The organism is Kitasatospora sp. NPDC052896 (assembly GCF_044547075.1).
Taxonomy (GTDB): domain Bacteria; phylum Actinomycetota; class Actinomycetes; order Streptomycetales; family Streptomycetaceae; genus Kitasatospora.
On the sequence record NZ_JBITZU010000013.1, the window covers coordinates 41310 to 59647 of the forward strand.

Below are 18338 nucleotides of genomic sequence, written 5' to 3' on the forward strand. Positions count from 1 at the left end.
CCGTGACCGACACCCCCGTGACCACCGCCCCCGTCATCCGGCTGCGCGGCGCCGTCGCCGCCCTCGGCGGCCGCCCGGTACTGCGCGGCGTGGACCTCACCGTCCGCCCGGGCGAGGTGGTCGCCCTGCTCGGCGCCAACGGCTCCGGCAAGTCCACCACGGTCAAGGCCGTGGTCGGCTCGGTCCCGCTGGAGGACGGCGAGTTGGCACTCTTCGGCACCCCGCTCGCCGGGTTCCGTGCCTGGCAGCGGATCGGCTACGTCCCGCAACGCACCACCGCGACCGGCGGCGTCCCAGCGACCGTGCGCGAGGTGGTCGCCACCGGACGGCTGCCGCTGCACCGGCTGCTGCCACTGCGCCGCCGGGACCGGGCCGCCGTGGACCGCGCGCTGGACGCGGTCGGCCTGCTCGACCGGGCCGGCGACGGCGTCGCCGACCTCTCCGGCGGCCAGCAGCAGCGGGTGCTGATCGCCCGCGCCCTGGTCGGCGCGCCGGACCTGCTGATCATGGACGAGCCGATGGCCGGGGTGGACCTGGCCAGCCAGCGGGTGCTCGCCGACACCCTGCGCCACGAGGTCGCCCGCGGCGCGGCCGTACTGCTCGTGCTGCACGAACTCGGGCCGCTGGAGCCACTGATCGACCGCGCGGTGCTGCTCCGCGACGGCCGGGTGGTCCAGGACGGACCTCCCGACGCACACCACCGCCCGTTCACCGCCCAGGGAGTGCCGGCATGACCGAGATGCTCTCCTTCGCCTTCATGCAGCGCGCCCTGCTGGCCGCCCTGCTGGTCGGCGTCACCGCGCCGATCGTCGGCATCTACCTGGTGCAGCGCCGGCAGGCCCTGATGGGCGACGGCATCGGCCACGTCGCACTCACCGGCGTCGGCCTCGGCCTGGTCTTCCGGACCAGCCCGGTCTGGATGGCCGTGCTGGTCTGCGTGGCGGCCGCGGTGATCATGGAGCTGGTGCGCTCGCGCGGCAACCAGCGCGGCGACATCGCGCTGGCGATGCTCTTCTACGGCGGGATGGCCTGCGGCCGGCTGCTGATCAGCAAGGCCCCGACGGCCAGCGGCACCGGCGGCAGCCTGGACAGCTATCTCTGGGGCTCGATCCTCGCGGTGGACTCGTCCGATCTGCTGACCACCGCGGTGCTCGGCGCCGTGGTGATCGCGGTGACCCTGGGGCTGCGCCGGCAGCTCTTCGCGGTCTGCCAGGACGAGGAGTTCGCCAGGGTCACCGGGATCCCGGTGCGGCTGCTCAACCTGCTGCTCGCGGTGATGGCCGCGGTGACCGTGACGGTCGCCATGCGGGTGGTCGGCCTGCTGCTGGTCAGCGCGCTGATGGTGGTCCCGGTGGCGGCGGCGCAGCTGCTCACCCGCTCCTTCCTGGCCACCCAGGCACTGGCGATCGGGCTCGGCGTGCTGGTCTCGCTGGGCGGGGTGGGTCTCGCCTACCAGGCCGACGTGCCGCCCGGGTCGGCGATCGTGCTGCTGGCGATCGCCTGCTTCGCGCTCTTCAGCGCGCTGGCCGCGCCGCTGGCCCGCCGACGGCACCGGAGGGCGGCGCCGGCCGCGCTGCCGGGCCAGCGCGCGGACGGCGACGACGTGCGGCCGGCGGCCGCCGAGGAGGACCCGGTCGGGAGTGCGAGGCTGGCACAATGAGGGGTGACCCGCCCCATCCACAGGAGGAGCACCGGTGACCACCGCAGGCCCGTCGCCACGAGCCCGATCCACCCGTCAGCGCGCCGCCGTCTCCGCCGCGCTGGACGAGATCGAGGACTTCCGCAGCGCGCAGGAACTGCACGACATGCTCAAGCACCGGGGCGACTCGGTCGGCCTGACCACGGTCTACCGCACCCTCCAGTCGCTGGCCGACGCCGGTGAGGTGGACGTGCTGCGCACCGCGGACGGTGAGGCGGTCTACCGGCGCTGCAGCAGCGGGCACCACCACCACCTGGTCTGCCGGCACTGCGGCAGCACGGTCGAGGTGGAGGGCCCGGCGGTCGAGCGCTGGGCCAACACGGTGGCGGCGGAACACGGGTTCACCGACATCGCGCACACCCTGGAGATCTTCGGCACCTGCGGCGACTGCGCGGCCAAGCAGCGCTGAACAACGTCCGTGGGGCCGCGTCCCGGTCGGGACGCGGCCCCACGGACGTCGGGTCAGTGCTGCGCCGGCAGCGGCTCGCCCGGGGCGACCTCGTTCGGCAGCGCCCCCCCGAACCGGCGGTCGCGCATCGCGAACTGCTCGCAGGCGCGCCACAGATCGCGCCGGTCGAAGTCCGGCCAGAGCACGTCCTGGAACACGAACTCCGCGTAAGCCGACTGCCAGAGCAGGAAGTTGGAGGTGCGCTGCTCGCCGCTGGGCCGCAGGAACAGGTCCACGTCCGGCATGTCCGGGTGGTACAGGTACTTCGCGATGGTCTTCTCGTTGACCTTCTTCGGGTCCAGCTTCCCGGCCGCCACGTCGGCGGCGATCGCCGCGGTGGCGTCCGCGATCTCGGCCCGGCCACCGTAGTTGACGCACATGTAGAGGGTGACCTGGTCGTTGCCCCTGGTCTGCTGCTCGGCCACCTGGAGCTCCTGGACCACGCTCTTCCAGAGCTTGGGCATCCGGCCGGCCCAGCGGATCCGCACGCCCAGCGCGTCGAGCTCGTCGCGGCGGCGGCGGATGACGTCCCGGTTGAAGTTCATCAGGAACTTGACCTCGTCCGGGGAACGCTTCCAGTTCTCGGTGGAGAAGGCGTAGAGCGAGACGTTCTTCACGCCCAGCTCGATCGCGCCGGCCAGCACGTCGAGCACCACGCTCTCGCCGACCTTGTGCCCCTCGGTGCGGGGCAGGCCACGCTCCTTGGCCCAGCGGCCGTTGCCGTCCATCACGATGGCGACGTGGTTCGGGACCAGCTCACCGGGGATCTTCGGTGGCTGGGCGCCGCTGGGGTGCGGGGTCGGAGGAAGGTACTCCTTCTGCTTGCTGCCACCGAAGAGCCGTCGCGCTGCCATGCTCACTTCTCCACGTATCTCATCGAGCGGATACCCCGCTCAAGGTGCCACTGCAGGTAGGCGGCGACCAGACCGCTGCCCTCCCGCCAGTACCTGGGTTCGCAGGTGTCGGCCGTCTGCCAGTCTCCGGACAGCAGCGCGCCGAGCAGGACCAGTGTCTCAGGGGAGGGTACGGCACATCCGGGCACTCGGCAGTCCGGGCAGAGCACGCCGCCCGCCTGGAGCGAGAAGAACCGGTTGGGCCCGTCCAGTCCGCACTTGGCGCAGTCGGTGAAACTGGCACCGTATCCGTTGACCGCGAGCGACCGCAGCAGGAAGGCGTCCAGCACCAGGTGCGACTCGTGCAGGCCGGCGGCGAGCGTGCGCAGGCCGCCGACCAGCAGCAGGTACTGCTGGACGGCCGGTTCGCCCTCGTTCTCGGCGAAACGTTCCGCCGTCTCCAACATCGCGGTCCCGGCGGTGTAGCGGCCGTAGTCGGTGACGATGCCGCCGCCGTAGGGGGCGATGGTCTCCACCTGGGTGCAGAGCGGCAGCGAGCGGCCCACCAACTCGCTGCCACGGCTGAAGAACTGCACGTCCACGTGGGAGAACGGCTCCAGCCGGGCGCCGAACTTCGACTTGGTCTTGCGGACCCCGCGGGCCACCGCCCGGACCTTGCCGTGCTGGCGGGTCAGCAGGGTGATGATCCGGTCGGCCTCGCCGAGCTTCTGGGCCCGGAGCACCACGCCGTCGTCGCGGATCAGGCTCATCGCGCGGCCGTCCGGTGCTCGGAACGGGCTCGCTGGGGATGCCGGGCCGCACGGGGACGGCGGGACAGGATGGCCATCCACCCATTCTCCCGCACCCGCGGGGGCGGCCGGGCCATCGGCCCGGGTCCTGACAGCCGCGCGCCCGCACCGGGGGCTACGGGGGAGCCGGTGCGGGTCGCGGCGGGCCCGGAGGGGGGATCGGGCCCGGCTCGGGTGCCGTACGGCGGGGCCGGTGCGGGGGGCTAGTGCGGGGTACGGGTGGCGGCCTCGAGCAGCCGGCCGACGGCCTCCTCGCCCAGCCGCAGCCGACCGCCCACCGCGGTCAGCGTCGCGCGCTCCTGCGGCAGGTACCGGCCGTCGGCCAGCGCGATCCAGGCGCCCTGCAGCAACAGCCGCTCCCGGCCCTGCTGGCTGAGGTGCGGGGCCAGCGGTTCGAGCGCGGCGTGCAGTTCGATCGCCAGCCCGCCGCCCACGCCGTGCACGTCGAACGGCTCGCCGTCGCCGCGACCGGAGAGCGCGGCCAGCGCGGCCAGCACCTGGGCCTCGCCGCAGTCCTCGAAGCCGGCCGCCCGGATCACCTCGCAGGCCTCGCCGCGGACCGCCGCCGAGCCCGTCCCGCCGGCCGCGAGCACGGCCAGCGCGATGGTGTACTGCGCGTCGCGCAGCATCCCGGTCAGCCGGACGCAGGTCGGGGCCTCCAGGCTCTCCACGCCGTACCGGCCGTGGCAGGAGGTGCACTGCACGCTGCCCAGCACCGGGCCGAGCGGCAGCAGTGGCGTGCCGAGCAGCCGCAGCCACCGCCGACCGTGCTGCCGGCGGTAGTTGCGGTCCCCGCCACAGCCGGGACAGAAGAAGTCGCCGAGAACATCCGTCCGCCACCTCGGGCGAACACCCCACAACCGTGTCACGGCGCCAACTCCCCAGACATGGCAGGCGGCCTGCACGTCGACCGGCAGGTCTCGCGACCGGAAGTGCGGGTGGTCCCACCGACCCCGTTTCCGGTGCGTCGATGTTGCCATGGTTGCCGGGATGTGTCAGTACCCCGAACGCCGGCGGGACGGAAAAAGTGTGTCCCAGGCCACACCTGCGACCGGAGTCCACTCCTGCGGGTCAGTGGGGCCGCCCGGTTGACGGCCGGGCACGCCCGAGGGCCGCCGCGGCGAGCGACGGCCCTCGGGATCAACGCGGGGATCGAGCGGGGTCAGCGGCGGCCGCTCCGGTTGACCGCGCTGATGATCGCCTTCAGCGAGGCGCGCACGGTGTTGCCGTCGATGCCGACGCCCCACAGCACCTGGCCGTCCACCGCGCACTCCACGTACGCGGCGGCCTGGGCGTCGCCGCCCTCGCTCAGCGCGTGCTCGGCGTAGTCCAGCACCCGGACGTCCACCCCGATCGCGGCCAGCGCGTCCGCGAAGGCGGAGACCGGGCCGTTGCCGCTGCCGCTCAGCGTGGTGGCGACGCCGTCCACCAGCGCGGCCACCGCCAGCGCGTCGCGTCCGTCCTCGGTGGTCAGGCTCTGCTGCTCGCGCAGGCTGATCCGGCCCCACGGGTTCCGCTCGGTGGGCAGGTACTCGTCCTGGAAGACCTCCCAGATCGCGGCCGGGGTGACCTCGCCGCCCTCGGCGTCGGTCTTGGCCTGGATGATCTTCGAGAACTCGATCTGCATCCGGCGCGGCAGGTCCAGCTTGTGGTCGTTCTTCAGGACGTACGCGATGCCGCCCTTGCCGGACTGGCTGTTGACCCGGATCACGGCCTCGTACGAGCGGCCGACGTCCTTGGGGTCGATCGGCAGGTACGGGACGCCCCAGGTGTACTCGCCGACCGGCACGCCGGCCGCCGCCGCGTCCGTCTCCAGGGCGTCGAAGCCCTTCTTGATGGCGTCCTGGTGCGAGCCGGAGAAGGACGTGTAGACCAGGTCCCCGGCGTACGGGTGTCGCTCCGGTACGTTCATCTGGTTGCAGTACTCGTAGGTGCGCCGGATCTCGTCGATGTCCGAGAAGTCGATCATCGGGTCGACGCCCTGGGAGAACAGGTTCATCCCGACGTTGACCAGGTCCAGGTTTCCGGTCCGCTCACCCTGGCCGAACAGGCAGCCCTCGACCCGGTCGGCACCGGCCATGACGGCCAGCTCGGCCGAGGCCACGCCGGTGCCGCGGTCGTTGTGCGGGTGGGTGGAGAGCGCGACGAACTCGCGGCGCGACAGGTTGCGCGACATCCACTCGATCTTGTCGGCGTAGACGTTCGGGGTGCAGCGCTCGACCGTGGTCGGCAGGTTCAGGATGATCTCGCGGCCCTCGCCGGGCTGCCAGACGTCCATCACGGACTCGCAGACCTCCAGCGCGAAGTCCAGCTCGGTGTCGATGAAGATCTCCGGCGAGTACTGGTAGCCGAAGACCGTCTCCTCGCCCAGCAGCTTCTCGGCGTACTCCATGACCAGTCGGGTACCGTCCACCGCGATCGCCCTGATGTCGGCCTTGCTGCCCCGGAAGACCACCCGCCGGAACAGCGGCGAGGTGGCGTTGTACAGGTGCACGGTGGCGCGCGGAGCGCCGACCAGCGACTCCACGGTCCGCTCGATCAGGTCCTCGCGGGCCTGGGTCAGCACCGAGATGGTGACGTCCTCGGGGATCGCGCCGTCGGTGATCAGCGAACGGACGAAGTCGAAGTCGGTGGCGCCGGAGGACGGGAAGCCGACCTCGATCTCCTTGTAGCCCATCCCCACCAGCAGGTCGAACATCTTGCGCTTGCGAGCCGGCGACATCGGGTCGATCAGCGCCTGGTTGCCGTCCCGCAGGTCCGTGGAGAGCCAGCGCGGCGCCTGGGTGATCACCTTGTTCGGCCAGCTGCGGTCCGGCAGCTCGACGGTGCCGAACGGCACGTAGCGGCCGAAGGGCATGCCGGACGGCTGCTGCCGGACGTTCGCCGCGGTGATCGGAGTGGGCCGGTCGATGAACGCGCGAGCGACGGAGGACTGCTCGGTCATAGTGAGACTCTCGGCTTCTGTTCGAATGCGGGCTGGTCGGGGTGGCACTCACCCGACGGGCCGACTCGTGCGGCGCAGCGCTTCACTGGGATGCGCACAGCACAGACTCCGCGGCGAGGGAGCCGGCCTGGATTCGGTTTACAGGCCCTCGCCGCGGCAGCTAAGAAGAAGCAGCCCGTAACGCATGATGCTGCCAGGGTAGCCCAGGGCTCCGACGAGCCGAAGCGAACCAGGACAACGTTCCACTCCGTGAGACGGCGGGCCGCTCCGCCGCCGCGTGACCGGCTGTGACCTGGCGCGCAGCGACGGAGTTGGCGGAACCCGGGCGAAGCCGAGCACTGCGTAGCAGACTGACGACCATGCGTATCCAGGTGACCAGGACCGGCGGCCTCATGGGGCGCACCACCAGCGCCGAACTGGACACCGAGCGACGACCCGACGCGCCGCACGTGCACGCGCTCACCCGCGAGGCGGTGGCCGGGGCCTCCCGGCAGCCGGCCTACGGGGTACCGGACGGCTACCACTACACGATCATCGTGGACGGCCGGACGGTGCACTGCGCCGACCCACAACTGACAGACTCTCAGCGCGAGTTGGTGTCCCTTGTGCTGCACCAGGGGGTCGCCCGCTGACGGACGCGGTGAAGCGCAGCCCGGCCGGCACCGCCGCGTCGACGGCCCGGACGGCCGGCCCCGAGCCGGCGAAGAGGCCCGGCAGCACCGGGATGACACAGCCGTCCCGCCCGTACACCACCCGACCCGGGCCGCGCACCTCGACGCCGACCACCGAGGAGTACGGCAGCTCGCACAGCTCGCCGCCCGGCGAGCGCAGGACCAGCCCCCGGTCGGTCACCCAGAGCCGGGCCTCCCGGGCGGCCCCGCTCAGCAGCCGGTCCCGGCGCCGCGGCCGGAGCTGTCGCCCGGCGCCCGGCGGGGTGCGGTGCGCGCCGCAGCGGTGGGCGGGCAGGCCGGCCGCCGCCAGCCCCGACCCGGCGCCGCGGGGCACCACCAGCAGCGCCCCACCCAGCGCACCGGCGAACGCCTCGCGCACCCGGTCCGCCGTCAACTCCTTGAGCGCGTCGAGCTCCTCCTCCGGCGAGCGGTGCCGCCAGCCGAGCAGCTCGGCGTGTGCCCGGGCGAACGGCTCGGCCGGGTCGAGCGGCCGGTCCGCGGCGCGGGCGAGCCGCTCGGCCAGCTCCGCCGCACCGGGCCCGTCCGCGGCCAGCCGCCGGGCCTCGGTCCAGAGCAGTTCGGCCAGGCCCGGGTCCGCGCCGGACAGGTGGACGATCCGCTCGCCCCACCCGGGTCCGGTCAGCACGGACTCCTGCTCGACCCGGTCCCCCAGCGCCACCCGGAGCCGCCCGGCCAGCACCGTCATCGCCAACCGCACGGCCGCGTCGGCCAGCTCGACCCGGATCGCGAGGCCGGCCCCGGACACCCCGGCGGCCCGCCAGGACGGCCCGGCGGGCAGCACCGGCTCGGCCGCCCCGAGGACCGGACGGCGCCCCGGCGGCAACGGCAGGCGCAGACCCTCCGGGGGCGGGCCGGTCAGCACCAGGACGGCGTTGCCGGCGTGGAAGTACCGCCGCACCCGGTCGCGGACCGCCGCGGCCGGGATCCCACCGCACTCCGGGTACAGCGCCAGGCCCGGCCCCTGGATCCCGTAGCGGTGGGCGAGCAGGGCGCCGACCGTCGGGTGGGGCAGCGCATCGCCCGCGCGGCCGGCCCGCCCCGCCGACGGCTCGGCCAGCGCCCGGCAGACCCCTTCGAGGAAGCCGGCCACCTGCTCCGGACGGCCGGCGCAGCCGAACTCGGCGAGCTCCAGGGTGACCGTGGCGTGCTGCCGGCACCCGAGCCGCGGCAGCGCGCCGAGCACCCGTCGGGCGACCAGGCGGGTGACGCCCCGGGTCCGGAAGGTCTCGTCGCGGACGCCGCAGCCGAACAGCAGGGCGGCCTCCAGCGGGCCGGGGCCCGCCTCCCCGCCGGGGGCCGGCTCCCAGAACACCGGTACGCCGTCGATCAGATCACGCTGCACCAAATGATCATATGAAGCCAGTTTCCAACGTCAAGCATGGTTCAAGAGAGACCAAGGGGAGGCAAAGTCGCCCTTTTCGCCGATTCGGCCGATTCAGAAGCCCAGCTTGCGCAGCTGCTTGGGGTCGCGCTGCCAGTCCTTGGCCACCTTCACGTGCAGGTCCAGGTAGACCGGCGTGCCGAGCAGTGCCTCGATGTGCTTGCGGGCCGTGGTGCCCACGTGCTTCAGTCGCGCGCCCTTCGCACCGATCACGATCGCCTTCTGGCTCTGCCGCTCGATGTAGACGTTGGCGTGGATGTCGAGCAGCGGGCGGTCGGCCGGGCGCCCCTCGCGCGGGATCATCTCCTCGACCACCACGGCCAGCGAGTGCGGCAGCTCGTCCCGCACCCCCTCCAGCGCGGCCTCGCGGATCAGCTCGGCGACCATCACCTGCTCGGGCTCGTCGGTCAGGTCGCCGTCCGGGTAGAGCGGCGGGCTGGTCGGCAGCAGCGGGGTGAGCAGGTCGGCCAGCAGGTCGACCTGCTTGTCGCCGACCGCGGAGACCGGGATGATCTCGGCCCACTCGATGCCCAGCTCCACCCCGAGCTGCTGGACCGCGATCAGCTGCTCGGCCAGCCGCTTGGAGTCCACCAGGTCGGTCTTGGTGACGATGGCCACCTTGGGGGTCTTCCGGATCTCGGCCAGCTCCTTGGCGATGAACTTGTCGCCGGGGCCGAGCTTCTGGTCGGCGGGCAGGCAGAAGCCGATCACGTCGACCTCCGCCCAGGTGCTGCGGACCAGGTCGTTGAGCCGCTCGCCGAGCAGGGTGCGCGGCTTGTGCAGACCGGGCGTGTCCACCAGCACCAGCTGGGCGTCCGGGCGGTGCACGATGCCGCGCACGGTGTGCCGGGTGGTCTGCGGGCGGTCCGAGGTGATCGCGACCTTCGTCCCCACCAGGGCGTTGGTCAGGGTCGACTTGCCCGCGTTGGGACGGCCGACGAAGCACGCGAAGCCCGCGCGGTGGGGGGCTGCCGGGGAGGAGGGAGTGTCGCTCATGCGCACCATTCTCCCTGATCACCCCGGGCCCCCCGGACCGCCGGCCCGGGCGCGGTGACCCGGCTCACTTCCGACGCGAGGTCAGCGCACCGATCAGCGTCAACACCAGCAACGCGATCGAACCCGCCAGCCAGTACGGCGAGTGCGTCTCGTGCCACCGCCCCATGCCCATCACCACCACGAGCAGCGCGGCGAAGAAACCCAGCGCCCCCATCGCTCACCCCCAGTCAGGGTGAGGTTATCGGTAATTCATTCGATCGACGGTGGGCCTACCGGGGGTGACCGGACGCCGGATCAGGCCTCGGTCCGGCCACGGAGCGCTCCGTCCGGACCGGCCAGCAGCAGCGGGGTGCCGGCACCGCCCAGGTCGCGGACCGCGGCCAGGTCCTCGGCCGCGGGCTCCGCCGCCGCGGTCACCACGGCCGCCGCCTCCAGCCCCTTGGCGCCGCTGGCCACCGCCATCGCCACCGCCGTCTGCACCGCGCTCAGCCGCAGCGAGGGCAGCGCGACCGTGCCGGCCACGTACGTCCGGCCGGTCTCGTCCCGGACCGCCGCCCCCTCCGGCACGGCGTTGCGGGCCCGGGCCGAGCGGGCCAGCGTGATGATCTTCCGGTCTTCGGCGTCCGGGCCGTGATCAAGGTCAGTCATGCTGCCGAGCATAGGACGCCCGGCCCCCACCGGGCACGGGCGTCCACCGAGTGGTCCGTACCGTGGACGGCCGGCGCTACTCGCCCTCGTCCGGGGCGCCGGCGGTCGCGTGCACCGGGGCCGTCACGATGGTGCCGATCCGGTTGCGGCGGCCGGCCGAGCTCTCGGCGGTCAGCCGGATGCCGGCCAGGCCGTCCGGGGTGTCCGGGGGGAGCGGGATCTCGCAGGCGGAGCCGGGGATCGGCACCCGTCCGAGGTGTTTGGCGAGCAGGCCACCGACCGTCTCGACGTCCTCGTCCGCCAGCCGGATGCCGAACAGCTCCCCGAGGTCCTCGACCAACAGCCGGGCGGTGACCCGGTACGAGCCGTCGCCGAGGTCCTCGATCGGGGCGATCTCCCGGTCGTACTCGTCGGTGATCTCACCGACGATCTCCTCCAGGATGTCCTCGATGGTGACCAGCCCGGCCGTGCCGCCGTACTCGTCGATCACGATCGCCACGTGCGAGCGCATCTGCTGCATCTCGCGCAGCAGGTCCCCGGCCGGCTTGCTGTCCGGGATGAAGACGGCCGGCCGCATCACCGCGTCCACCGGCTCCGACTCGGCGTCCCGGTTGACGTGGGTGCGCCGGACCAGGTCCTTGAGGTAGACGATGCCGACCACGTCGTCCTCGTTCTCGCCGACCACCGGGATCCGCGAGAAGCCGGAGCGCAGCGCCAGGGTGAGCGCCTGGCGGACGGTCTTGTTCCGCTCGATCATCACCAGGTCGGTGCGCGGCACCATGACCTCGCGCACGATGGTGTCGCCCAGCTCGAAGACCGAGTGCACCATCCGGCGCTCCTCGTCCTCGATCAGGTCGTCCTTCTCCGCCAGGTCGACCAGCGCCCGCAGCTCCGCCTCGGAGGCGAACGGCCCCTCGCGATAGCCCTTGCCCGGGGTCAGCGCGTTGCCGAGCAGGATCAGCAGCCGCGGGATCGGGCCGAGCACCCCGGCCAGTGGCAGCAGCACGAAGGAGGCCGCGGTCGCGGTGGTCAGCGGGTGCTGGCGGCCGATGGTGCGCGGCGAGACGCCCACCGCCACGAACGAGACCAGCACCATCACGCCGAACGCCAGCAACACCGCCTGCCAGGCCTGCTGGAGGTTGCGCACGCACACCACGGTCACCAGGACCGCCGCCGCCATCTCGCTGGCCACCCGGATCAGGGTCGCCAGGTTGAGGTAGCGGATCGGGTCGCTGGCCATCGCCAGCAGCCGCTGCGCGCCCCGCCGGCCGCGGCGCAGGGCCTCCTCGGCGCGGAACCGGGAGACCCGCGAGATGCCCGCCTCGGCGCAGGCGGCCAGCCAGCCGAGCACCACCAGCAGGCAGGCCCCGATCAGGAAACTCGTACTGTCAGCACTCATCGGATCAGTGGGTGGTGGGCGCCGGGGAGATCCCCGTCAGCCCGCGACCGGCCCGCCAGTCGTCCAGGATCCGCTTCTGGAGGGCGAACATGGTCTGCTCCTCCTCCGGCTCCTCGTGGTCGTAGCCGAGCACGTGCAGCACCCCGTGCACGGTGAGCAGCTGCAGCTCCTCGTCCATCGAGTGGTTGGACGGCGCCGCCGCGCCCTGCGCCTTGGCCACCTCCGGGCAGAGCACGATGTCGCCGAGCAGTCCCTGCGGCAGCTCCTCGCCCTCCTTGCCCGGGCGCAGCTCGTCCATCGGGAAGGACATCACGTCGGTCGGGCCCGGCAGGTCCATCCACTGGATGTGCAGCTGCTCCATCGCCTCGCTGTCAACGATGATCACGGACAGTTCGGACTGCGGGTGGATCCGCATCTTGTCGAGGGCGAAGCGGGCGACGTCGAGGATGGACTCCTCGTCGACGTCCCAGCCGGACTCGTTGGCGATGTCGATGGACATGGGGAGGTCTGTGCTCAGCTTTCGGTGCGGTGGGGCTGTCGGGGGGTGCGGGTGCGCGGGCCGCGCGGGGCCGACTTGCGCGGCGCCGGGCCGGTCTCGTCGCCGTTCTCGGCGTCCCAGCGTTCGTAGGCGTCCACGATCCGGCCGACCAGCTTGTGGCGCACCACGTCGGTGCTGGTCAGGATCGAGAAGTGGATGTCCGGGATGTCGGCCAGGATCTCCTGGACCACCTTGAGGCCGCTGCGGGTACCGCTCGGCAGGTCGATCTGGGTGGTGTCACCGGTGACCACGACCTTGGAGTTGAAGCCGAGGCGGGTCAGGAACATCTTGATCTGCTCGGGCGAGGTGTTCTGCGCCTCGTCCAGGATGATGAAGGCGTCGTTCAGGGTCCGGCCGCGCATGTAGGCGAGCGGGGCGACCTCGATGGTCCCGGCGGCCATCAGCCGGGGGATCGAGTCCGGGTCCATCATGTCGTGCAGCGCGTCGTAGAGCGGGCGCAGGTACGGGTCGATCTTCTCGTAGAGGGTGCCGGGCAGGAACCCGAGCCGCTCGCCGGCCTCGACCGCCGGGCGGGTCAGGATGATCCGGTTGACCTCCTTGGCCTGCAGCGCCTGCACGGCCTTGGCCATCGCCAGGTAGGTCTTGCCGGTGCCGGCCGGGCCGATCCCGAAGGTGATGGTGTGCTTGTCGATCGCGTCGACGTAGCTCTTCTGGTTGAGCGTCTTGGGCCGGATCGTGCGACCGCGGTTGGAGAGGATGCTCGCGGTGAAGACCGAGGACGGGCTCGTGCCGGCGCCGTCGGGGTCGCCCGCGTTGGCCTTCAGCATCGCGATCGAGCGCTCGACGGCGTCCTCGGTCAGCGGCTGGCCGGTCCGCAGCACCAGCATCATCTCGCTGAACAACTGCTCGACCAGGGCGATCTCCGCCCGGTCGCCGGTCGCGGTGACCTCGTTGCCCCGGACGTGGATGTCGGTCTCGGGGAAGGAGCGCTCGATCACTCGCAGGAAGGAGTCGGTGGCACCGAGCAGGGTGACCATCGGGTGCTTCTCGGGAATCACGATCCGGGCGCTGAACCCGTTGGTGCCCTGGGTGCGGGACTGTGCGGTGTCACTCATCGGTTCGCTCATGGGTCGGCGCTGAGGCCTGCCTCATCCCATCCGTGGTCTCGGGGTGGCCACTCGGTCGGTTTCCGAGGCCACCAGGGTACGCCGCGCAGGTGTTCGCCGGTGTCGCGCGGCCTGATCGATGGTGCGACAGCCGATCCTCCGGCGCCACCTCTTTTGCCGCCGGGGCCGGTCAGCGCCGGTTTTGCCGCCGGGTCCGGTCAGCGCCGGGGCGGCAGCGGGATCCGGGCCAGATCCTCGGCCAGCACCAGTTCACCGTCGAACTCCGCCCGAGCCTCGGCCAGGTGCCCGGCCAGGTCCGGATAGCGCTGCGAGAAGTGGGTGAGCACCAGGGTCCGCACCCCTGCCGCGGCGGCGGCCCGGGCGGCCTGGCCGGCCGTGAGGTGGCCGTGCTCCTCGGCCAGGTGGGCCTCGGCCGCCAGGAAGGTCGCCTCGACCACCAGCAGGTCGGCGCCCTCGGCCAGCGCCGCCACCCCGTCGCACAGCCGGGTGTCCATCACGAAGGCGAACCGCTGGCCGCGCCGGGGCTCGCTGACCTCGTCCAGGGTGACCGTCCGGCCGGCCAGCTCCAGCCGGCCCTCGCGCTGCAGCCGGCCGACCGCCGGGCCGCGCAGCCCGAGCGCGGCCAACCGCTCGGGCAGCAGCCGGCGGCCGTCCGGCTCGGTCAGCCGGTAGCCGAAGGACTCCACCGGGTGCGAGAGCCGCACCGCCTCCAGCGCGAACGGCGCGCCGGCGGCCTCCAGCGGGCCGGGCCCGGCGACCGGGTGCGGGCGCAGCTCGGCCGTCTCGTGGAACGCGGTGGCCTGCCGCAGCCGGTCGAAGTAGGCCTGCCCGGAAGCCGGGTAGTAGGCGTGCACCGGGTGCGGCACCCGGTCCAGGTTGATCCGCTGGATCACGCCAGCCAGGCCCAGGCTGTGGTCGCCGTGGAAGTGCGTGACGCAGATCCGGGTCAGGTCGGTGGCCGAGACGCCCGCGTGCAGCATCTGCCGCTGGGTGCCCTCCCCCGGGTCGAAGAGCACCCCCTCGCCTTCCCAGCGCAGCAGGTAGCCGTTGTGGTTGCGGTGCCGGGTGGGCACCTGGCTGGCCGTACCGAGGACGACGAGTTCGCGCTGCGTCACCGGATCAGACCAGGCCCTCGTGGAAGGCCTGGCCTCCGAGCACGTGCACGTGCGCGTGGTAGACGGTCTGGCCGGCGGCCGCGCCGGTGTTGAAGATCAGCCGGTAGCCCGACTCGGCGATCTTCTCGTCGGCCGCCACCTCGGCCGCCTCGGTCAGCAGCGCGGCGGCCAGCTCCGGGTCGGCGGCGGCCAGCGTGGCGGCGTTCGGGTAGTGCGCCTTGGGGACCACCAGGACGTGCGTCGGGGCCTGCGGGTTGATGTCGCGGAAGGCCAGCGTGCGGTCGGTCTCGCGGACCACGGTCGCCGGGATGTCCCGCGTGACGATCTTGCAGAAGATGCAGTCGGGGTCGGGCAGGTCGGCCATCGGTCGGGCTCCAGGAGGGGTGACGGGCAAGGGGTGTGACGTGCCGCCAAACTACCCGACGGCGCCCGGCGGTCCGCTCGCGGGCGGACCGCCGGGCGCCGGCCGGCGGGCTCAGCGCCGCGGGCCCGGCGGCGGGAGCGGCGGTGCCGCCTTGGCCGGCCGCTCGGCCAGCGCGGCCAGCGCGATCCGGACCGCCTCGACCAGCTGCGGGTCCTCCCCTGCCGCCCAGTGGTGCGGCCCGATCGGCACCTCGACGTCCGGGTCGACTCCGTGGTTCTCCACGCCCCAGCCGTAACCCTCGATCCAGGTCGCGTACTTGGGCTGGGTGACGCCGGTGCCGTCGACCAGGCTGTAGCGCGAGTCGATGCCGATCACGCCGCCCCAGGTCCGGGTGCCGACCACCGGGCCGATCCCGAGCGCCTGGATCGCGGCGTTGACGATGTCGCCGTCCGAGCCGGAGAACTCGTTGGCCAGCGCCACCACCGGGCCGCGCGGGGCGTCCGCCGGGTAGACCTCGGGGGTGGCCACGTCGCGGGCCAGGCCCCAGCCGACCACCCGGCGGGCCAGCTTCTCGACGATCAGCTGCGAGGTGTGGCCGCCACGGTTCTCCCGCAGGTCGACCAGCACCCCCTCCTTGGCCATCTCCACCCGCAGGTCGCGGTGGAGCTGGGCCCAGCCGGCGCTCAGCATGTCCGGCACGTGCAGGTAGCCGAGCCGTCCGCCGGAGCGCTCGCGGACCTCGGCGCGCCGGCCGGCCACCCAGTCGTGGTAGCGCAGCGCCTCCTCGTCGGCCAGCGGGACCACCACCGGGTGGCGGACCGTGCCGTCCGCGCCGCGGACCGCCAGCTCGACCGGCCGACCCGCGGTGCCGGCCAGCAGCGGAGCCGGTCCGCGGACCGGGTCGACCGGGCGGCCGTCGACCGCGAGCAGCGCGTCCCCGGCCCGGACCGCGACGCCCGGCGCGGACAGCGGCGAGCGGGCCCGCGGGTCGGAGGACTCACCGGGCAGCACCCGGGCGATCCGCCACTCCCCGCCGTCCCGGACCAGGTCCGCGCCGAGCAGCCCCTGCCGGCGGCCCGGCTCGGCGCCCCAGCCGGGTGGGGAGACGTAGGCGTGCGAGGTGCCCAGCTCGCCGACCACCTCCCAGAGCAGGTCCACCAGGTCGTGGTGCGAGCCGAGCCGGTCGACCAGCGGGCGGTAGCGGTCCAGCACGCCGGCCCAGTCGACCCCGTCCAGATCGGCCCGCCAGAAGTTGTCCCGCATCAGCCGGCCGTTCTCGTCGAACATCTGCCGCCACTCGGCCGCCGGATCGACGGTGACCCGCAGCCGTTCCAGGTCGACCCGGGTCTCGTCGTCCTCGCCGGGCTTGCGGTCCGCGGGGACGATCCGCAGCTCGGCGCCGTCCAGCACGGCGAGCCGGCTGCCGTCGCCGCTGACCGCGAAGGTGTCGACGCTGTCGGTGAGCTGCTCCAGCCGCAGCTTGCGCAGGTCGAAGCGCTCCAGCACCGGGCCGGGCCGCTCGTCGTCCAGCGAGGCGGCCTCGTCGCCCAGCTCGCCGAGGAGCGGCAGCCTGGTCCAGAGCACGCCGTCCCGGGCCGCGCGCAGGCTGCCGAACCGGCCGGCCTCGACCGGGAACGGAACGATCCGGTCCGCCAGGCCGGGCAGGTCGACGGTGGTGGTGACCACCGCCTCCTCACCGTCGGCGGCCTTCTCCTCGCGGTCCTCGCCCTCGGCCGGCCGCCCGGCCCGCTGCGGCCCGAACGGCGACGGGGTGTCCGCCGCCAGGGTGACCAGGTACGGGCGGGCACCGCCGGGGAACCCGAGGTCGAAGGTGTGCGCGTCGTAGACCGGGTCGAAGTTGCGCACCGACAGGAAGGCCAGGTGCCTGCCGTCGGCGGTGAAGACCGGCGAGGTGTCCACGAAGCGCTGGGGGGTCGCCTCGCTGACGGTGCCCCCGGTGAGGTCGGCGAGCATGATCTGCCGCAGCGACCAGGGGCTCAACGCCGGCTGCGACCAGGCCAGCCAGGCCGAGTCCGGCGCGAAGACCAGCCCGCTGACCTCGCCGTCCGCGCTGCGGGCCAGCTCCCGCACGGCGCCGTCGGAGAGCGTGACCAGCAGCACCCGGCCGTCGTGCGCGGCCACCGCGGCCCGCTTGCCGTCCGGCGAGACGGTCAGCCCGAGCACCCGGCCGAGCCGCCCGGCGGCCAGCCGCCGACGCTCGGGGCCCAGCGCGTCCGGGGCGTACTCCAGGGCGTCTTCGCCGGCCGCGTCGGTGACCCAGAGCGCGCCCTGCGCCGTGCCCTCGCCGGTCGGCGGCACCACCCGGGCGAGCCGGGACCGGGTGCCCGGGGTCTCGTCCAGCACCCGGGCCGGGCCCTCCCGGTGGGTCAGCCAGTGCGCGGTGCCGCGGACCACCACGGCGGCGGCCCGGCCGGTGCGGTCCGGGCTGACCGTCTCCAGCCGGCCGGCGGCGGCCACCGGGTACGGGCGGCGGCCGGTGCGCGGGCCGCCGAGCCGGACGTCCAGCCGGCGCGGGGTCGCGGCGTCGAGGTCGTCCAGGATCCAGAGGTCGCCGGCGCTGTGCCAGACCACCCGGGTGCCGTCGGTGGCGGCGTTGCGGGCGTAGAAGCCGTCCGCCCGCGCATGGGCGCGCAGGTCGGAGCCGTCGGGGAGGCTGGAGTAGAGCCGGCCGGTGCCCTCGTGGTCGGAGAGGAAGGCGATCCTCGCTCCTCGGTGGGGCCCGTTGCCGAGCCAGAGCGGGGAGTCCAGGTTGCCGTCCAGCTCGGCGTGCAGGCGGACGAACCCTCCCCCGCCCGGGCTGCCGATCCAGAGCTTCCCGGCGGTGCCACCGCGGTAGCGCTTCCAGTGCGCGGGCTCCCGGCTGAAGGCGGAGAGCAGCAGCACGCGGTCGCCGTCGGGCTCGAAGGCCAGCCCGCCGACCGGCCCGTACGGCAGCCGGCGCGGCTCGCCGCCGTCCAGCGGGACGGCGTGGGCCCAGGTCCGGCGGGAAGTGGCCTGCCCGGCGGAGGTGATCGCCACCGGCTCGCCCTGCGGGGTCCAACCGCGCACCAGGCCCTGGCCGCCGGAGCCCCAGTGGGTCAGCCGCTCGGCCGGGCCGCCGTCCACCGGCGCGGTGTACACCTCGGCCGAGCCGTCCCGGTACGAGGTCCAGGCGAGCCGGCGGCCGTCCGGCGAGAAGCGCGGGTGGGCGACCGGGAAGCGGTCGGCGGTCACCCGCCAGGCCCGGCCGCCGTCGAGGGGGGCGAGCCAGACGTCGTCCTCGGCGACGAAGGCCAGCAGGTCGCCGTGGAGGTGCGGGTGGCGCAGGTAGGCGCCGGCGGAGGTGCTCACGGGTTCCGTCACGGCGTCAGGGTATGCGCGACG

General features: G+C 73.4%; 18 protein-coding genes. 4 read left to right on the plus strand and 14 right to left on the minus strand.

The window, feature by feature from the left end; all coding sequences use genetic code 11:
- Window positions 1-2: 2 nt before the first annotated feature.
- Genes ACIGXM_RS24020 through ACIGXM_RS24030 form a run of 3 tightly spaced genes read left to right on the plus strand, consistent with a single transcriptional unit; the run spans window position 3 to window position 2108 of the window.
- The gene (locus ACIGXM_RS24020; protein WP_396564117.1) at window positions 3-734 is read left to right on the plus strand and encodes a metal ABC transporter ATP-binding protein; all 732 of its coding nucleotides are present in this window, start codon (window positions 3-5) and stop codon (window positions 732-734) included.
- A complete protein-coding gene (locus ACIGXM_RS24025; protein ID WP_396564118.1) occupies window positions 731-1660 on the plus strand; it encodes a metal ABC transporter permease in 930 nt (309 codons plus the stop codon). The genes ACIGXM_RS24020 and ACIGXM_RS24025 overlap by 4 nt, the downstream gene beginning before the upstream one ends.
- A gap of 34 nt (window positions 1661-1694) precedes the next feature.
- Complete coding sequence (locus ACIGXM_RS24030; RefSeq protein ID WP_396564120.1) at window positions 1695-2108, plus strand: Fur family transcriptional regulator; 414 nt, start codon at window positions 1695-1697, stop codon at window positions 2106-2108.
- A gap of 53 nt (window positions 2109-2161) precedes the next feature.
- Here the strand turns inward: ACIGXM_RS24030 and ACIGXM_RS24035 are convergent, their stop codons facing one another.
- The 4 genes from ACIGXM_RS24035 to leuA form a co-directional block, all read right to left on the minus strand.
- Window positions 2162-3001, minus strand: a complete 840-nt coding sequence (locus ACIGXM_RS24035) for an isoprenyl transferase (protein ID WP_396564122.1) — start codon at window positions 2999-3001, stop codon at window positions 2162-2164.
- A gap of 2 nt (window positions 3002-3003) precedes the next feature.
- The gene (gene recO, locus ACIGXM_RS24040; protein ID WP_396564124.1) at window positions 3004-3750 is read right to left on the minus strand and encodes a DNA repair protein RecO; all 747 of its coding nucleotides are present in this window, start codon (window positions 3748-3750) and stop codon (window positions 3004-3006) included.
- Window positions 3751-3992: 242 nt separating this feature from the next.
- Window positions 3993-4658, minus strand: a complete 666-nt coding sequence (locus tag ACIGXM_RS24045) for a TerB family tellurite resistance protein (protein WP_396564126.1) — start codon at window positions 4656-4658, stop codon at window positions 3993-3995.
- Between the two features lie 293 nt (window positions 4659-4951).
- Window positions 4952-6733, minus strand: a complete 1782-nt coding sequence (leuA, locus tag ACIGXM_RS24050; RefSeq protein ID WP_396564128.1) for a 2-isopropylmalate synthase — start codon at window positions 6731-6733, stop codon at window positions 4952-4954.
- Between the two features lie 359 nt (window positions 6734-7092).
- Here leuA and ACIGXM_RS24055 point away from each other — a divergent pair, with 359 nt between their 5' ends.
- Complete coding sequence (locus tag ACIGXM_RS24055) at window positions 7093-7365, plus strand: protealysin inhibitor emfourin (protein ID WP_396564129.1); 273 nt, start codon at window positions 7093-7095, stop codon at window positions 7363-7365.
- Here ACIGXM_RS24055 and ACIGXM_RS24060 read toward each other — a convergent pair.
- From ACIGXM_RS24060 to ACIGXM_RS24105, 10 genes are all read right to left on the minus strand, one after another.
- Window positions 7265-8767, minus strand: a complete 1503-nt coding sequence (locus ACIGXM_RS24060; RefSeq protein WP_396564131.1) for a hypothetical protein — start codon at window positions 8765-8767, stop codon at window positions 7265-7267. The two genes, ACIGXM_RS24055 and ACIGXM_RS24060, sit on opposite strands and share 101 nt — an antisense overlap.
- Window positions 8768-8860: 93 nt before the next feature.
- Window positions 8861-9811, minus strand: a complete 951-nt coding sequence (gene era, locus ACIGXM_RS24065) for a GTPase Era (RefSeq protein ID WP_396564133.1) — start codon at window positions 9809-9811, stop codon at window positions 8861-8863.
- 55 nt (window positions 9812-9866) lie between these two features.
- Entirely contained in the window at window positions 9867-10016 is a 150-nt protein-coding gene (locus tag ACIGXM_RS24070; protein ID WP_396564135.1) for a hypothetical protein, read from the minus strand.
- 80 nt (window positions 10017-10096) lie between these two features.
- Window positions 10097-10462 carry a cytidine deaminase gene (locus tag ACIGXM_RS24075; RefSeq protein ID WP_396564136.1) on the minus strand — a complete coding sequence of 122 codons (366 nt, stop codon included), beginning with the start codon at window positions 10460-10462 and terminating at the stop codon, window positions 10097-10099.
- A 64-nt stretch (window positions 10463-10526) separates the two neighbouring features.
- Window positions 10527-11849, minus strand: coding sequence for a hemolysin family protein (locus ACIGXM_RS24080; protein WP_396564138.1), 1323 nt, complete (start codon window positions 11847-11849; stop codon window positions 10527-10529).
- Window positions 11850-11853: 4 nt separating this feature from the next.
- Window positions 11854-12348, minus strand: coding sequence for an rRNA maturation RNase YbeY (gene ybeY / locus ACIGXM_RS24085; protein WP_396564140.1), 495 nt, complete (start codon window positions 12346-12348; stop codon window positions 11854-11856).
- Window positions 12349-12362: 14 nt separating this feature from the next.
- Window positions 12363-13463 (minus strand): PhoH family protein, encoded by a 1101-nt coding sequence (locus tag ACIGXM_RS24090; RefSeq protein ID WP_396564142.1) that lies wholly within the window; start codon window positions 13461-13463, stop codon window positions 12363-12365.
- A 209-nt stretch (window positions 13464-13672) separates the two neighbouring features.
- Window positions 13673-14590 (minus strand): ribonuclease Z, encoded by a 918-nt coding sequence (locus ACIGXM_RS24095; RefSeq protein WP_396564144.1) that lies wholly within the window; start codon window positions 14588-14590, stop codon window positions 13673-13675.
- Window positions 14591-14594: 4 nt separating this feature from the next.
- Complete coding sequence (locus tag ACIGXM_RS24100) at window positions 14595-14954, minus strand: histidine triad nucleotide-binding protein (protein ID WP_396564146.1); 360 nt, start codon at window positions 14952-14954, stop codon at window positions 14595-14597.
- 111 nt (window positions 14955-15065) lie between these two features.
- Window positions 15066-18317, minus strand: a complete 3252-nt coding sequence (locus tag ACIGXM_RS24105) for a PDZ domain-containing protein (protein WP_396564148.1) — start codon at window positions 18315-18317, stop codon at window positions 15066-15068.
- Window positions 18318-18338 lie beyond the last annotated feature (21 nt).

Excerpts from the sequence above, each read along its gene's own strand:
- ybeY (WP_396564140.1), bottom strand. The coding sequence starts at position 12,348 with ATGTCCATCGACATCGCCAACGAGTCCGGCTGGGACGTCGACGAGGAG.
- ACIGXM_RS24055 (WP_396564129.1), top strand. The coding sequence starts at position 7,093 with ATGCGTATCCAGGTGACCAGGACCGGCGGCCTCATGGGGCGCACCACC.
- recO (WP_396564124.1), bottom strand. The coding sequence starts at position 3,750 with ATGAGCCTGATCCGCGACGACGGCGTGGTGCTCCGGGCCCAGAAGCTC.
- leuA (WP_396564128.1), bottom strand. The coding sequence starts at position 6,733 with ATGACCGAGCAGTCCTCCGTCGCTCGCGCGTTCATCGACCGGCCCACT.
- ACIGXM_RS24070 (WP_396564135.1), bottom strand. The coding sequence starts at position 10,016 with ATGGGGGCGCTGGGTTTCTTCGCCGCGCTGCTCGTGGTGGTGATGGGC.
- ACIGXM_RS24025 (WP_396564118.1), top strand. The coding sequence starts at position 731 with ATGACCGAGATGCTCTCCTTCGCCTTCATGCAGCGCGCCCTGCTGGCC.
- ACIGXM_RS24035 (WP_396564122.1), bottom strand. The coding sequence starts at position 3,001 with ATGGCAGCGCGACGGCTCTTCGGTGGCAGCAAGCAGAAGGAGTACCTT.
- ACIGXM_RS24080 (WP_396564138.1), bottom strand. The coding sequence starts at position 11,849 with ATGAGTGCTGACAGTACGAGTTTCCTGATCGGGGCCTGCCTGCTGGTG.
- ACIGXM_RS24075 (WP_396564136.1), bottom strand. The coding sequence starts at position 10,462 with ATGCTCGGCAGCATGACTGACCTTGATCACGGCCCGGACGCCGAAGAC.
- ACIGXM_RS24090 (WP_396564142.1), bottom strand. The coding sequence starts at position 13,463 with ATGAGTGACACCGCACAGTCCCGCACCCAGGGCACCAACGGGTTCAGC.
- era (WP_396564133.1), bottom strand. The coding sequence starts at position 9,811 with ATGGTGCGCATGAGCGACACTCCCTCCTCCCCGGCAGCCCCCCACCGC.
- ACIGXM_RS24100 (WP_396564146.1), bottom strand. The coding sequence starts at position 14,954 with ATGGCCGACCTGCCCGACCCCGACTGCATCTTCTGCAAGATCGTCACG.